At 70.9% G+C, this 13,770-nt stretch carries 14 protein-coding genes; 3 read left to right on the plus strand and 11 right to left on the minus strand.

The window, feature by feature from the left end:
• The 5 genes from B9P64_RS06825 to B9P64_RS06845 all read right to left on the minus strand — a co-directional run.
• Window positions 1–1,071 (minus strand): NAD(P)/FAD-dependent oxidoreductase (locus B9P64_RS06825; RefSeq protein ID WP_139826181.1); only part of this gene is annotated, 1,071 nt, incomplete at its 3' end.
• Between the two features lie 109 nt (window positions 1,072–1,180).
• Entirely contained in the window at window positions 1,181–1,789 is a 609-nt protein-coding gene (locus B9P64_RS06830) for a HutD/Ves family protein (RefSeq protein WP_085315477.1), read from the minus strand.
• A gap of 25 nt (window positions 1,790–1,814) precedes the next feature.
• Window positions 1,815–2,759, minus strand: coding sequence for an electron transfer flavoprotein subunit alpha/FixB family protein (locus B9P64_RS06835; protein ID WP_085315478.1), 945 nt, complete (start codon window positions 2,757–2,759; stop codon window positions 1,815–1,817).
• A gap of 12 nt (window positions 2,760–2,771) precedes the next feature.
• A complete protein-coding gene (locus B9P64_RS06840; protein WP_085315479.1) occupies window positions 2,772–3,527 on the minus strand; it encodes an electron transfer flavoprotein subunit beta/FixA family protein in 756 nt (251 codons plus the stop codon).
• Between the two features lie 24 nt (window positions 3,528–3,551).
• Window positions 3,552–4,736, minus strand: coding sequence for an NAD(P)/FAD-dependent oxidoreductase (locus tag B9P64_RS06845; RefSeq protein WP_085315480.1), 1,185 nt, complete (start codon window positions 4,734–4,736; stop codon window positions 3,552–3,554).
• 219 nt (window positions 4,737–4,955) lie between these two features.
• Between B9P64_RS06845 and folE2 the strand changes: the two genes are divergently transcribed.
• On the plus strand, window positions 4,956–5,759 hold the full coding sequence (folE2, locus tag B9P64_RS06850) for a GTP cyclohydrolase FolE2 (RefSeq protein ID WP_085315481.1): 804 nt from the start codon (window positions 4,956–4,958) through the stop codon (window positions 5,757–5,759).
• Between the two features lie 17 nt (window positions 5,760–5,776).
• Window positions 5,777–6,169, plus strand: a complete 393-nt coding sequence (locus tag B9P64_RS06855) for a cupin domain-containing protein (RefSeq protein ID WP_085315482.1) — start codon at window positions 5,777–5,779, stop codon at window positions 6,167–6,169.
• Here B9P64_RS06855 and narL read toward each other — a convergent pair.
• Window positions 6,159–6,806 carry a two-component system response regulator NarL gene (gene narL, locus B9P64_RS06860; RefSeq protein ID WP_085315483.1) on the minus strand — a complete coding sequence of 216 codons (648 nt, stop codon included), beginning with the start codon at window positions 6,804–6,806 and terminating at the stop codon, window positions 6,159–6,161. The two genes, B9P64_RS06855 and narL, sit on opposite strands and share 11 nt — an antisense overlap.
• Window positions 6,803–8,278 (minus strand): ATP-binding protein, encoded by a 1,476-nt coding sequence (locus B9P64_RS06865; RefSeq protein ID WP_217808657.1) that lies wholly within the window; start codon window positions 8,276–8,278, stop codon window positions 6,803–6,805. Before B9P64_RS06865 ends, narL begins: the two co-directional genes overlap by 4 nt.
• Between B9P64_RS06865 and B9P64_RS06870 the strand changes: the two genes are divergently transcribed.
• Window positions 8,268–9,806 carry a PAS domain-containing protein gene (locus tag B9P64_RS06870; protein WP_217808658.1) on the plus strand — a complete coding sequence of 513 codons (1,539 nt, stop codon included), beginning with the start codon at window positions 8,268–8,270 and terminating at the stop codon, window positions 9,804–9,806. The two genes, B9P64_RS06865 and B9P64_RS06870, sit on opposite strands and share 11 nt — an antisense overlap.
• A gap of 15 nt (window positions 9,807–9,821) precedes the next feature.
• Here B9P64_RS06870 and B9P64_RS06875 read toward each other — a convergent pair whose 3' ends face one another.
• From B9P64_RS06875 to B9P64_RS06890, 4 genes are read right to left on the minus strand one after another with little or no spacing between them, the layout of a single operon-like run.
• Complete coding sequence (locus tag B9P64_RS06875; RefSeq protein ID WP_085315484.1) at window positions 9,822–10,862, minus strand: heme-dependent oxidative N-demethylase family protein; 1,041 nt, start codon at window positions 10,860–10,862, stop codon at window positions 9,822–9,824.
• Window positions 10,863–10,872: 10 nt separating this feature from the next.
• Window positions 10,873–11,829 (minus strand): PDR/VanB family oxidoreductase, encoded by a 957-nt coding sequence (locus B9P64_RS06880; RefSeq protein ID WP_085315485.1) that lies wholly within the window; start codon window positions 11,827–11,829, stop codon window positions 10,873–10,875.
• Complete coding sequence (locus tag B9P64_RS06885) at window positions 11,826–12,416, minus strand: dimethylamine monooxygenase subunit DmmA family protein (RefSeq protein WP_085315486.1); 591 nt, start codon at window positions 12,414–12,416, stop codon at window positions 11,826–11,828. The genes B9P64_RS06880 and B9P64_RS06885 overlap by 4 nt, the downstream gene beginning before the upstream one ends.
• Before the next feature lie 10 nt (window positions 12,417–12,426).
• Entirely contained in the window at window positions 12,427–13,545 is a 1,119-nt protein-coding gene (locus tag B9P64_RS06890; RefSeq protein WP_085315487.1) for an aminomethyltransferase family protein, read from the minus strand.
• Window positions 13,546–13,770 lie beyond the last annotated feature (225 nt).

Genomic DNA, 13,770 nt, shown 5'->3' on the forward strand with positions numbered 1-13,770 from the left:
GGCGGCGAGCATGCCGCTCTTGATCGCCGCATGGCTGCCCTTGATGCGGCTCGCGTTCAGAAAGCCCGCGTCGCAGCCGACCAGCACGCCGCCCGGAAAGGCGAGTTTGGGCAGGCTCAGCAGCCCGCCGGCGGTGATGGCGCGCGCGCCATAGCCGATGCGCCGCGCGCCTTCAAAAAAGCCGCGAATCGCCGGATGCGTCTTGAAGCGCTGGAACTCCTCGAAGGGGCTGAGCCAGGGGTTCTCGTAATCGAGCCCGACCACGAAGCCGACCATCACCTTGTTGCCGCCCGCGTGATACAGGAACGAGCCGCCGTAGGTGTCGGCATCGAGCGGCCAGCCGGCCGAGTGGATGACGAGGCCGGGCTGGTGCTTGCCCGGGTCGATCTCCCACAGCTCCTTCAGGCCGATGCCATAGCTCTGCGGATCGCGGCCGGCGTCGAGCTTGTACTTGGCGATCACCTGCTTGCCGAGCTGGCCGCGCGCGCCCTCGGCGAACACGGTGTACTTGGCGCGCAGTTCCATGCCGAGCTGGAAGTCGGCCTTGGGATTGCCGGCCTTGTCGAGGCCGAGGTTGCCGGTCGCCACGCCCGTGACCGCGCCCTTGGCGTCGTAGAGCACTTCGGTCGCGGCGAAGCCGGGGAAGATTTCCACGCCCAGTTCCTCGGCCTGCGCTGCAAGCCATTGCACGACCGCGCCCAGGCTGACGATGTAGTTGCCTTCGTTGTGGAAGCAGTCGGGCAGCAGCGGGCTGGCGTGGGCGCCGGTTTCCGTGAGGAAGAGGAAGCGGTCCTCGGTCACGGGCTGGTCGAGCGGGGCGCCGCGCTGCTGCCAGTCGGGGATGAGCTCGGTCAGCGCGACCGGGTCCATGATCGCGCCCGACAGGATGTGGGCGCCGGGCTCGGCGCCTTTTTCCAGCACCACGACCGAGAGTTCGCGGCCGGCTTCCGCCGCGCGCTGCTTGAGGCGGATGGCGGTGGCGAGGCCCGCCGGGCCGGCGCCGACGATGACCACGTCGTAGTCCATCGATTCGCGGGGGCCGTGTTGGGCGATGAGCTGGCTGCTGTCCATGGTGCGGGCGGGAAGGGCGGTTGCGGGGCGGCCTGCGGCGCGGCGGCCGCATGGCGGGCAGGGGGAATGAAACGGGCCGGCCGGGCGGCGGCCGGCGCTCAGGCTGAGTTCAGGCGGGCTGGATGCGCGCGGCGACGAGCAGCGCGCCGGGCGCGACCGGCAGCAGCAGCTGGCGCGCGGCGCCGGGCGCAATCACCAGCCCGGTGCCCGGGCCGAGCCGGGCCGCGTCGCCCTGCCAGCGGCCGGCGATGGCGTGGACGATCCAGCTGCTGCCGGGCTGAGAGGCGAACGGCCGGTCGCGCAGCACGTCCACGCGCACGCGCGCCGCGCCGCGCCGGGTCATGAAGTTGAGCAGCCGCGCCGGGCCGCTGCCGAGCCGCGCGCGGATCGTGGTCTCGCCGGCAAACGCATGGGTCGCGCCGAGCGAGTCGAAACGCAGCGCGGCGTCGGGCGCATGCAGGCAGAGGCCGGGGCCGGCGAGCAGCACGGCTTCGCGGTCGATGCCGGCAAAGTGCGAGAAGGCGCCGTCCTCGAGGATGTCGGCGATGCTGGCGCGCCAGTCGGGTTCGGCGTCGTCGGCGTCGGGCGCGCCGAACCGGCCGGCGGCCACGGTGCGGGTGATGCCGCCGCCGTTGCGCCAGGGCTCCTCGCGCAGGTCGGCGAGGTCGTAGCTGCGGACGTGATCGAGGCTGGGCGGCATGGCGAGGGCGGTGGTCATGGCGGCGGAGGCGGGCGGGTTGGCGTCAGGCCGCGAGCTGCGGCAGTTCGGCGGCGAGGCGCGGCAGCACCTCGAAGATGTCGCCAACGAGGCCGATGTCGGCGATCTGGAAGATCGGCGCGTCGGGGTCCTTGTTGACCGCGACGATGATCTTGGCGTCCTTGATGCCGGCGATGTGCTGGATCGCGCCCGAGATGCCGAAGGCGAGATAGACCTCGGGCGCCACGGTCTTGCCGGTCTGGCCCACCTGGATGGCGTTGGGCGCAAAGCCCGCATCGACCGCCGCGCGCGACGCGCCGACGGCACCGTTGACCCGGTCGGCCACGGCCTCGACCAGCTTCATCTGCTCGGCCGAGCCGACGCCGCGCCCGCCCGCCGCGACGATGCGCGCGCGGGTCAGATCGGGCCGGTCGCCGCCGGCAAGGTCCTGGCCCACGAGGCGGGCGCGGCGCGGCGCGGCGACGGCATCGAGCGCCTCGACCGGCGCGGGCGCGGCGGCAGCGCCGGCCGGCGCGAAGGCCGAGGGCCGCACCGTCAGCAGCAGTCGGGCTTGCGCGGGCTTCACCTCGGCGACCACGCCGCCCGCATACATCGGCCGCACGAAGCGGTCGGGCGCGGGGATGGCGGTCACGTCGGCGAGAAAGCCGGCCTCGGCCAAGGCTGCTGCGCGCGGCAGCGCCGAGCGGGCCAGCATGTCGTGGCGCGCGAGCACTGCGCCGTATTCACCGGCGAGCGCGGCGAGTTGCGCGGCGAGGTCTTCGGCATGCACGACGGCCAGTTGCGGCGCATCGACGGCGCGCACGCGGGCGACGCCTTCGATCAGCGCGGCCTGCGCGGCGATGGCGGCAATGCCGCTGCCGAGCACGAGCACATCGATGCTGGCGCCGAGCTGGCGCGCGGCAGTGACGACGCGCGCGGTGGCGTCGTCGAGTTGCCGGCCGTCATGGGCGGCGATGACGAGGGTGGTCATGAAGTTCTCCAGTCAGGCGGCGCGCAGCGCGGGCAGTTCGCGCAGGCGGGCGATGAGTTCGTCGGTCGAGGCCACGCGGATGCCGGGCAGGCGCTGCGGCGGTTCGGCCATGCCGACCACGTCGCTGAACACGGCGGCGCTGCCGCCGAGGTCGCTGGCGAGCGCTGTGGCGATGGGCGCCTTCTTGGCCTTCATCATCCCGGGCAGGGTGATGTGGCGCGGGTCGCAGAGGCGCAGGTCGACGCTGAGCACGGCGGGCAGTTCAAGCTCGAAGCGGTCGATGCCGGCATCGCCGTCGCAGCTGAGCTTGAGCGTGCTGCCGTCGGCTGCAAGCGCATTCACCGACACCGCCTGCGGCCAGCCGAGCAGGCCGGCGAGCATCGGGCCGGTGCTGCCCAGATCGTCGTCGATGGCCTGCTTGCCGCAGAGCACCAGATCGACGCCTTCGCGCTCGACCAGCGCCTTGAGCAGCCGCGCTTCGGCGAGCGCGTCGGGCGCGCCGTCGGTTTCCACGCGCAGCGCGGCGTCGGCACCGAGCGCGAGCGCATTGCGCAGCACGTCGGCCACCACGGCCGGACCGAAGGCCACGACCGTCACCTTAGTGGCGATGCCCTGCTCGCGCAGCCGCACCGCCTGCTCGACAGCCACTTCGTCGAACGGGTTGCTCGACATCTTGACGCCGGCGGTTTCGACGCCCGAGCCGTCGGCCTTGACGCGCACCTTCACGTTGTAATCGATGACCCGCTTGACGGGGACGAGGATGTGCATGGAAGTCTCCGTTGAAATGCAGGTTCAGCTGACCGCGCCCGAGCCGTACTTGCCGACCAGCAGGTTGCCGGTGCGGAAGCGCTCAAGCGAGTAGGGGTCGAGCGACACGTCGGTCGGCAGGCCGAGCGCGCATTGCGCCAGCACCCGGCCCACGCCCGGCGACAGCTTGAAACCGTGGCCCGAGAAGCCGTAGCCAACGACCAGCCCGTCGATGCCGTTGAGGCGGCCGAGCACCGGATTCCAGTCGGGCGTCACGTCGTAGACGCCGGTCCAGGACGAGGCGAGGCCGGCGGTCTCGTAGGCCGGGAAACGGTCGGCCACCTGGGCGCCGATCTCCAGGATGTAGTCCATGTCGATCTCGCCCTGCTCGTTGTCGGGCTCGGCCAGCGTCTCGCCGGTGATGCCTTCGCTGACGAGCATCTGCGCGCCGCCGTAGCTGCGGCAATACAGCATGCCGGGCGAGCCCAGATCCTTGTAAACCGGCATCTGGAAGGTGTATTTGGCTTCGCACTCCAGCGCGAGCGCGGCATGGCGCTCGGCGCGCACCGGCGTCTCGATGCCGGTCCAGCGCTCGATGTCGCGCGACCAGATGTTCTGCGTGCTCACGACCGTGTTGCTCAGGAAAGTGCCGGCCGAGGTTTCCACTCCGGTCACGCGACCGTTGGCGGTGAGCAGCTTCGTCACCTCGACGCCTTCCATGATCTTCACGCCGAGCTTGCGGGCGGCGCGGGCAAAGCTGGTGGCGACGAGGTAGGCGTCGGCAAAGCCGGCTTCGGGCTCGTAGCCGATGAGGGCGGCGTCGTCGAAGCGCGCGATCGGCAGCAGCTCGGCGGCCTGGGCGGCATCGAGATAGTCGATGGTGATGCCCTTGTCTTCCTGGCCCTTGAGCGAGGCGCGCAGCGGTTCCAGCTTGGCGCTGTCGGGCGAGGCGATGAGATAGCCGCATTTGACGATGCCGCTCGCCGCATCCTCGTCGCCGGTGTAGGCGGCCAGATCGGTGAAGGCGGTCCACGAGCGGCGGGCCAGCTCGACGTTCTCGGCGACCGAATAGTGGGTGCGCAGGATGCCGCTCGATTGCGAGGTGGTGCCGTTGCCGATCTGGGTGCGGTCGAGCACCAGCACGCGCTTCGCACCGAGGTGGGCGAGGTGCCAGGCCACCGAGCTGCCGATCACGCCGGCGCCAATCACGATCGCGTCATAGCTGTCCATCGAATGTCTTTCCGTGGGTGGGTTTTCGATGGAACGCAGTCTGCGAGGCGGTCGGCACCGCGCCGGTTAGCTTCAGGAATTCTGACGCTATGGTTTGGAAAATGCGGCCTTGCGCGGCGCGGCGGAGGCGGGTCGCACCATGCGTCGGCGGATGAATCCGCGCCTTGCGCGCGCCGCTGCCCACCTGCGCCACGACCGTCCCGACGAAAGCCCGCCGCCATGAACCAGCCCGCCGACCTTTCCCTTCACGCCGCCATGCCCGATGTGCAGTCGGCGCGCGACGAGCGCCGGCTGGCGATTGCCCGCGTGGGTGTGAAGGCGCTGCGTCATCCGGCGGTCGTCGCCATCGCGGGCGCGCTGCAACCGGTGGTCGCCACCTGGGAGCTGGATGTGGCGCTGCCGGCCGACGTGAAGGGCACGCACATGTCGCGCTTCGTCGCCTGGCTCGACGGCCGGCGCGACCAGCCGCTCGCGCCCGAGACGCTGCCGCGCGAACTCGACGACCTGCTCGCGCTGCTCGATGCCGACGAGGGCCGCTTCGAGGCCGCATTCACCTTCTTCGTGCGCAAGACCGCGCCGGTATCCGGCGTGACGAGCCTGCTCGACCATCAGGCGCGCTGGATCGTCGAGCGCCGCGCGGGCGCGACGCGGCTGTGGGCCGAGGTGCTGGCGCCGGTCAAGTCGCTCTGCCCCTGCTCGAAGGAAATCTCGGCCTACGGCGCGCACAACCAGCGCTCGCACGTCACCGTGCGCGCCGAGCTGCTCGCGCCGCTGGAGTTGACCGAACTCGTGCGCTACGCCGAGGAAAGCGCGTCGAGCGAAATCTGGCCGCTGCTCAAGCGCGCCGACGAAAAGTGGATCACCGAGCGTGCCTACGACAACCCGAGGTTCGTCGAGGACCTGGTGCGCGAAGTGGCGCTGCGGCTCGATGCCGACGCGCGCATCGGCGCCTACCGCGTCGAGGTCGAGAACTTCGAGTCGATCCACAACCATTCGGCCTTCGCCGTGATCGAGCGCGGCTGAGCCCGCAGGAGCACCGCATGCCCCCGACCTTGCCCGACCTGTTCCACAGCGGCAGCAGCAACCCCGCCGACGGCTGGACGCCGCTGCGCTACACGCTTGACGGCGCCGAGCATGAATTCGGCGAATACACGCTGCTGCGCGAGCGCGGCTCGGAAGGCAGCGTGCTGCAGGTGGGCGTGTGGCGCTGCGACAAGCCCGGCGACACGCCCTTCGCCTCGGAAGACGGCGACGAAACCTTTCTGCTGCTCGAAGGCGAACTGACGATCACCGAGGTCGCGAGCGGCCGGCGCCACCACTACCGCACCGGCGACATCTGCACCTGGACCAAGGGCACGCGCACCGTCTGGACCCTGACGGTGCCGGTGCGCAAGATGTTCGTCATCGCCGATCCGGCAAGCGTCAGCCCGTGATCGGCTGCCGGAAATGCGGGTTCTGCAGCGCCCACACGGCAGCCTCCAGCCGGCTCTTCACATTCAGCTTGCGCAGCAGATGCTTGATGTGAACCTTGACCGTCGCATCGGCAATGCCGAGCACGCGTGCGATTTCCTTGTTGCTGCGGCCGTCGGCCAGCAGCCCGAGGATTTCGCGCTCGCGGTCGGTCAGGTCGCTCGCATCGACCTTGGGCGGCGCGTTGAGCGCCTCGGTCAGCAGGCCCGCAAGGCTGCCCTCGATCACCATCTGGCCCAGCACCGCCTGCTTGATGCGCGCGCTCAGTTCCTCGGGCTCCAGGTCTTTCAGCAGATAGCCGTCGGCGCCGGCGCGCATCGCCTCCAGCACGTCCTGGCCGTCGTCGCTGACGGTCAGCATCACGCAGCGCGAGCGCAGCTTGCGGGCCTTGAGCGCGCGCAGCGTCTCGATGCCGTTCATCTGCTTCATGTTGAGGTCGATGAGGATGAGCGCCGGCTGCAACTGCTCGGCCAGCGCGATGCCGGTGGCGCCGTCGCCGGCCTCGCCGACGAGTTCAAGTTCGGGGTCGGCTCGCACCAGTTGCGCCACGCCGCTGCGGAACAGCGGATGGTCGTCGATGAGCAGGATGCCGGCGGTCATCGCGGCGCTCCCATCGGCTCGGCCGGCAGGCGCTGCGGCACAAAGCTGAGCCGCACGCGGGTGCCGCCGCCGTCGCGGGCTTCGATGCCGACCTCGCCGTCGAGCGAGCGGGCGCGTTCTTTCATGATGCTCATTCCGTAATGGTTGCCCTCGGGAGCAGCGGCGGGCAGGCCGCGACCGTCGTCCTCGACCGTGACCGTGCAGCGGTGGTCGGGACCATAGCGCACGGCCACCCACGCATGCTCGGCGCCGGCATGCCGCACGATGTTGGACAGCGCCTCGCGCACCACCTGCATCACATGGAATTCCTCGTTGATTTCGAGCGGGCAGCGGTCGAGTTCGTGCTCGAAGGCGATGGCGATTCCGCTGCGCTGGCCAAACTCGTCGATGGTGTCCTGCACCGCTTCGCGCAGGCCGCCCGGACCCATGCTCACGCGGAAGGCGGCGATCAGTTCGCGCACCTCGCGGTAGGCGGTGCTCAGGCCGCCGCGCAGGTCGAGCGCGGCCTGGCGCACGCCGGCCGGCACGGCGTCGTCGTCGAGCGCGCGTTGCAGTTGCGCGACCTGGATCTTCATGTAGGCCAGAGACTGCGCGAGCGAGTCGTGCAGCTCGCCGGCGATGGCGCTGCGCTCTTCCATCAGCGCCACGCGGCGTTCCTCATGGCTGCGGCAGACGCCGGCGATGGCCAGCGCGCAGAGCGTGGCGAAGCATTCGGCGAGCTGCACCTGGGCCTCGCCGACCACGGCGTCGGGCGCGAATTCGGCGCTGAGGCTGGCGGGCGGCAGGCCGGCGCTGGTCACCGGCACCAGCAGCGTGCGCAGCGGCAGATCGGGGCCGGGCGGGATGAGCCGCGCGCCGACCTCGCCGCGCGCGTCGCCGGGCAGCGGCAGGGCCAGCGCCGGCTCGCCGTGGGTGCAGAGCAGCGCGCCGGCGCCGAGCAGCTGGCGCGTGTCGGCCGGCAGACGCAGCGCCACGCCGCGCGCGCCGAGCGCGGTTTCGAGCATGGCGAGGGCGCGCAGCAGGACCGGCTCGTTCACGTCGCCGGCGCGCAGCAGGCGGCCGGCTTCGCGCAGGCAGCGCAGCGCGGCGGGTTCGGCATCGGCGACGGGCGTGGGCGGCGCGGCGGCGCGGGCGCGGCCGGCCAGCGCCTCGGGCGCGCGGCGCAGGATGAGCGCGAAGCCGCCCGCCAGCAGCGCGAGGCAGCCGGCTTGCAGCGCGAGCATCGTCCGGCCCCGGCCGCCCAGCGTGCCGGCCTCGACGGCGAGCGCGTCGCACAGCGCGAGCGCAGCGGCGCCGGCCGGCGCGCTGGCACATTGCGCGCCGAGCGCATCGAGCGTGGTGCGCGCCTGCTGCTGCACCTCGACACTGCCCCAGAACATCAGCAGCGCGGCAAGGCTGCAAGCGCCGAGCACGGCGGCCAGTGCGGCCAGCCGGGGCTGGCGATCATGAAAACGAAGAACGGTGGAGATCACGACGATGGCGCTCTACATGTTGTCGGCCTGGATGCTGGCATGGTGCTTCATCTGGCTCGTGGGTTCATGGCATGCGGGCCAGGGTTTTGCGCTGGCCGCGCTCGCGGTGTTTGCGGTGACGACGCCGCTGCTGTTCCTGCGCCGGCGTCGGCCAGCAACGGCGGTGGCCGATGCGCCGCCGTGCCCGGCGCCCGATGCGGTCTGCGCGGTACGCACCGAGGCCGCGCTGCCCGGCGTGCTCGACCAGCTGCATCTGGTGCTGTTCCGCGCTGAAGCCGACGGCCGGCTTGCCTACGTGAACCGCGCCTGGGAAGCGATGTCGGGCCGCGCGGTCGCCGACACGCTGGGCCGCTCGCTTGCCGCCTTCGTGCATCCGTCCGAGGCGGCCAGCATCGAGCGCGGCCTGCTGGCGGTGGCGCGCGGCGAGCAGGATGCGCTCGGCTGCGAACTGCGGCTGGTGGACGCCGGCGGCAAGCCCCTGCGCGCGCTGCTGCGCGCCCAGCCCTGCCTCGCGCCCGGTGGCGCAATCACCGGCCTGGTCGGCACGCTTGAGGAAGTGAGCCGCCGGCGCGGCGCCGACAACCGCAACGGCAACGCGCGCCATCAGGTCAACACGCTGCTCGCCAACGTGCCGGGCATGGTCTACCGCTGCCGCAACGACCCGTCGTGGACGATGGAATTCGTCAGCGACGGCTGCCTCGAACTCACCGGCTACGAGCCCTGGGAACTGCTCGAAAGCCGCCGCATCTCCTACGGCGACCTGATCCATCCCGAGGACCGCGAATTCGTCTGGACCCAGGTGCAGGCGCATGTCGCGCGGCGCGAGGCCTACCAGATCGCCTACCGCATCGAGGACGCTGCCGGCCGTGAACGCTGGGTCTGGGAGCAGGGGCGCGGCGTGTTCTCCGCCCACGGCGAACTGCTCGCGATCGAAGGCTTTGTCACCGACGTGAGCGAGCGGCGCGGCGCCGAGGAGCGCGCGCGCCGGCGCATCTGGTTCGAGGCGCGCACCGGCATGACCGGGCGGCCGATCTTCGAGGCGCTGCTGCCGTGGACGCTGCAATTCGCGCAGCTGTCGGGCCACCCCTGCGCGCTGCTCTGCGTGCATCTGCTCGGCGTCGAGGCGCTGACCGAGCGCCACGGCCATGAGCGCGCCGAACAGGTGCTGACGGCCGTCGCGCGCCGCTTCACGCCGGCCACGGGCGCCGGCGCGGTCAGCTGCTATCTGGGCAACCATCAGTTCGCGGTGCTGGTCGCCGACTTCCGCAGCGTGGGCATTGCGCGCGCCGCCGGTGGCGAGGCGCGCGAGCTGATCCCGGCGGTATCGCGCTACGCGGCGCGGTTGGCCGAGGCGCTGGCCGCGCCGGTGCGCGTGGACGGCGCGCGGCATGCGGTGGAGATTGCCGTGGGCATCGCGATGAGCGACGCGCGCTATGCGGGCGCCGACGCGATGCTGGCGGCGGCCGAGCAGGCCGCCTTGCAGGCCAGGGCCATCGGCCCCGGTACCTGCGAGTTTGCCGACGAGTGAGCCGGCGGACGCCATTTACTCGGCGGCGGTGCCTGCCGGCAGCGCGCGGCCATCGTCGAACTGCGCGAGCCAGTCCACGGCCAGCGGCCGGAAGCGCGTGAGGCCCTTGTATTCGACCAGCGGCGCCGGCAGCGAACCCAGCACGCGATGCAGCCGCGCGGCCCAGTTCGGCTTGGTGGCCAGCTCTTCCAGGCTGGCCAGATAGCAGCGGATGCTGAACAGCATGCCGTTGCTGCGCGGCAGCCGGAACAGCGCCTGCAACTCCACCCGTAGATGCACCTTGCCGGCCACGTTTTCGGGCGTGACGCTGGCGCGGTCCGTGCCCCATTCGGGGAAGGTTTCCGGCGCGGTATCGAGGCGCGGATTGATCGTCATGGTCCAGTTGAGCCGGCGCACCGGCTTGCCCTGCTGGAGCATGAGCAGGTACTTGAGCGCGCGGTCGAACACGCCCATCTCATGCGCCAGCGGCACCGGGCCGTGCCATTGCTGGAAGCTCATGCCCACGTCGAAGGCGAGCGACCAGTCGGCCTGCGAGGTGACCATGCCGGCGTCGGCAAACAGGTTGCCGTCGCGCTGGTCCATCACCACGAAATCGCCCTGGGCCTGGCGCGTGATGTACTCGAACGGGCCGCAGGGCAGGGTGCTCGCATCGCCAAACACGAAGGCCTGCTCGATGCCGAGCGGGCGGTTGGTCCAGGTCCATCGGCTGCCGTCGCGGGCCAGCGCGAAGTGCTGCGGATAGTCGCGCGCGAGCGATTCCATCAGCAGCTCCAGCGTGTCCCATTCGGCCTCGATCATGTGCGGCAGGCTGGCGCAACGGCCGGGGTCGCGCTCCAGCGTGATCGCGCGGTCGCGCACCTCGGCGAGGTAGTGCTCGTCGATGTCGAAGGCACGCTCGAACACCGAGCCCGGCGCGCCCGGCAGATGCGGCTCGATGTTGACCGAGTACATGTACTCGTCCTGCGGGAACGGGAACGGAAAGCGCCGGATCGCCTCGGGCGAGTTGCGATAGCTGTAGTCGTCGCGGAAGGTTTCCTGCTTGAACGCGAGGGTCATGGACTTTCCTTCAGAGATCGAGGGTGAGGCAGCCGCCCTTGAGGCGGGACACGCAGGGCATGATCTTCTTGCCGGCGGCGCGGTCGTCGGCGCCGAGCCACAGGTCGTGATGCAGCAGTTCGCCGTCGGCGGCGAGCACGACGGTTTCGCACTGGCCGCAGGCGCCGCCGCGGCACAGCGAGGTGACGGCGGCGCCGGCAGCTTCGAGCGCATCGAGCAGCGAGGTATCGGCGGCCACGGTGATGCGGCTGCCGCTGCGCGCGAGCAGCACGTCGAAGGGCTCGCCGCCGGCCGGCGCCAGAAATTGCTCGGAATGCAGCGAGCCTGCGGGCCAGCCGAGCGCATGGCCGGCGGCGAGCGCCGCCTCGACCATCGGCGCCGGGCCGCAGATGTAGAAGTGCGTGCCGAGCGGCTGGTCGGCGAGCAGCTCGGTGAAGTCGATGACATCGCCGGCGCTCGCGTCGTGGTGAAACACGCGGCCGGGCGCGAGCGCTTCCAGCTCGTCGGCAAACACCGCGTACTCCGGCGCGCGCCAGGCGTAATGCACCTCGAAATCGGCGCCGGCGCGCGCCAGTTGCCGCGCCTGCGACAGGATCGGCGTGATGCCGATGCCGCCGGCCACCAGCAGATGCCGGCGCGCCGTGCGCACCAGCGCAAAAAGATTCATCGGAGCTGCGACTTCAAGCCGCATGCCGACCGCCGCATGCTCATGCAGCCAGGCCGAGCCGCCGCGCGACGGCGTCTGCTTGCGCACGGCAATGCGCCACCAGTCGCGCTGTTCCGGGTCGCCGAGCAGCGAGTACGGATTGCGCTGGATGCGCCCGTTGACGGGAATCGACACGACCACATGGCTGCCGCCCGAGAACACCGGGAAGGGCTGGCCGTCGGCGCGCGCGAGGCTGATCTCGCGGATGCCCGGCGCAAGGTCGCGCAGGGCGGTGATGGTCACGGCAAGGGTGTCGCTCATGGGTAAAGCCGCTCCACGGCCGGCAGTTGACCGGGCTCCTCGGCGTCGGCCTGGAAGCCCATGTAGGCGCCGAGCCGGCGCGAGAAATGGTCGCGCACGAACAGCGTGCGGCCGCAGCCGGCGCAGGGCGCGAGGTTGGTGTGGACCGCCGGCGTGACCGTCTTGCAGTGCACGCAGTAGACCGGCCGCGCGAGCGTGCCGCAGCGGTGGCGGCGGATTTCGGCTTCGCCGAGGCCGGCGGCGTTGGCGATCTGCGCCGCCGCCCAGATCAGCGGCTCGCTGCCGACCAGATACAGGCGCAGGCCCATCGATGCGCCGGCGAGCAGGTCGCGCAGCAGGCCGAGCGCGGCGGTCTGGTCGGGCGCGGGATGGACGGCGGCATCGGGCGTGGCGCTGGCGAGCGCATGCCAGGCGGCGTCGCCGTCATGGCGCAGCACGATCAGGTCGAGCGCGGCGGGCGCATTCGCCGCCAGCTGCGCGGCGAGTGCCGCATCGGCGGCGCCGGCCAGCAGCAGATGGCGCCGGCCGCTCGCGTCCCAGTCGAGCGCGGGCCAGACCGGCTGGCTCTTGATGGAATAAGCCGACATGGGCGCCTCGTCAGCCGAGCTTTTCGGGATGGGTGCGCAGGCGCATCGGGTCGTAGAACGGCGTGCGCACGACCATCGCCTTGAAGCTGCCGGCCGCGCCCTTCACCGTGAGCCGCGTGCCGAGGTTGGCATGCGACGGCTTGAGATGGACCAGCGCCAGCGATTGCATGAGATAGCGGCTGTAGCTGCCCGAGGTCACTACGCCAACCTGCCTGTCGCCATCGAGGATCACGGCGCCGCCCTCGATGGCCGCCGAGTGCTCGACGATCATGCCGGCCTGCTTCACGCGTTCGCGGCCCTTGAGCGCCAGCACCGCCGGCTTGCCGATGTAGTCGCCGGCCTTGTCCAGGTCGATGGCCCAGTCCATGTTGACTTCCCAGGGCGTGGTGTCGCCTTCGGGCATCTCGAACGGGAAGAACAGCAGCGCGCCTTCCATGCGCGTGAGTTCCAGCGTGTTCCACGACGCCGGGATCACGCCGAAGGGCTTGCCCGCGTCGAGGATGGCGTCCCACAAAAACACGGCATCGGCGGCGGCGCAATACACCTCGTAGCCGCGCTCGCCCGAGTAGCCGCCCCGGCCGAGGACGACGTTGCGGCCGAACAGCGTGGTCTCGGTGTGCGTGAAGTAGCGCAGCTCGGCCAGCTTGAACGGCGTGTGCGGCGCCAGCACGTCGAGCGACACCGGGCCTTGCAGCGACAGGATGTGAACGTCACGGTCGGCCTCGACGCTCACGTTGCGGCCCTCGGCCAGCTGCGCCAGCGTCACCGGCGTGGCGCCGCTGCCATGCGACAGGCGGAAGCGGTCGGCGGCGTCGCGGATCACCATGATGTCGTCGACCAGCGCGCCGGCTTCGTTCACTTCGGCGGCGAGGCGCGCGGTGCCGGGCTTCATCTTGGTGATGTCGATGGTCACGAGCTTGTCGAGCACAGCCTCGGCATCGGGGCCGCTGACGTTGACGATGTTGAGCGCCGACACGTCGTAGAGCGCGGCACGGCTGCGCGTGGCGATCACTTCGTCATGCGCGTCGGTGGCATAGCTCCAGGGCAGCGGCATGCCGTTCCAGGTGTCGCCGTCGAGCTTCGAGCCGAGCTGGCGGTGGCGTTCGTTCAGGATCGAGTTTCGGTTCATCCGCAATACCTCTTTGGCGTGCTTTGGGAGATGACCGAATGCTGGGCGCGCGGGCAGGCCGCGCCAATCCTCACGAGGCAGTACCACCAAGGGAGTAGCCGGCCGACTACCCCCAAGGAGGTAACCACTCATGACGATTGCGGGTGAGGCGGGCGGGAAGAAAACTGGTTTCGAGGCGCCGTGCAATGCGCGGCGCATGACCGCAGTCATCGACACCAGGAGAAC

Origin of the sequence: Derxia lacustris (assembly GCF_002105195.1) — a bacterium.
GTDB classification, from domain to species: Bacteria; Pseudomonadota; Gammaproteobacteria; order Burkholderiales; family Burkholderiaceae_E; genus Derxia; species Derxia lacustris.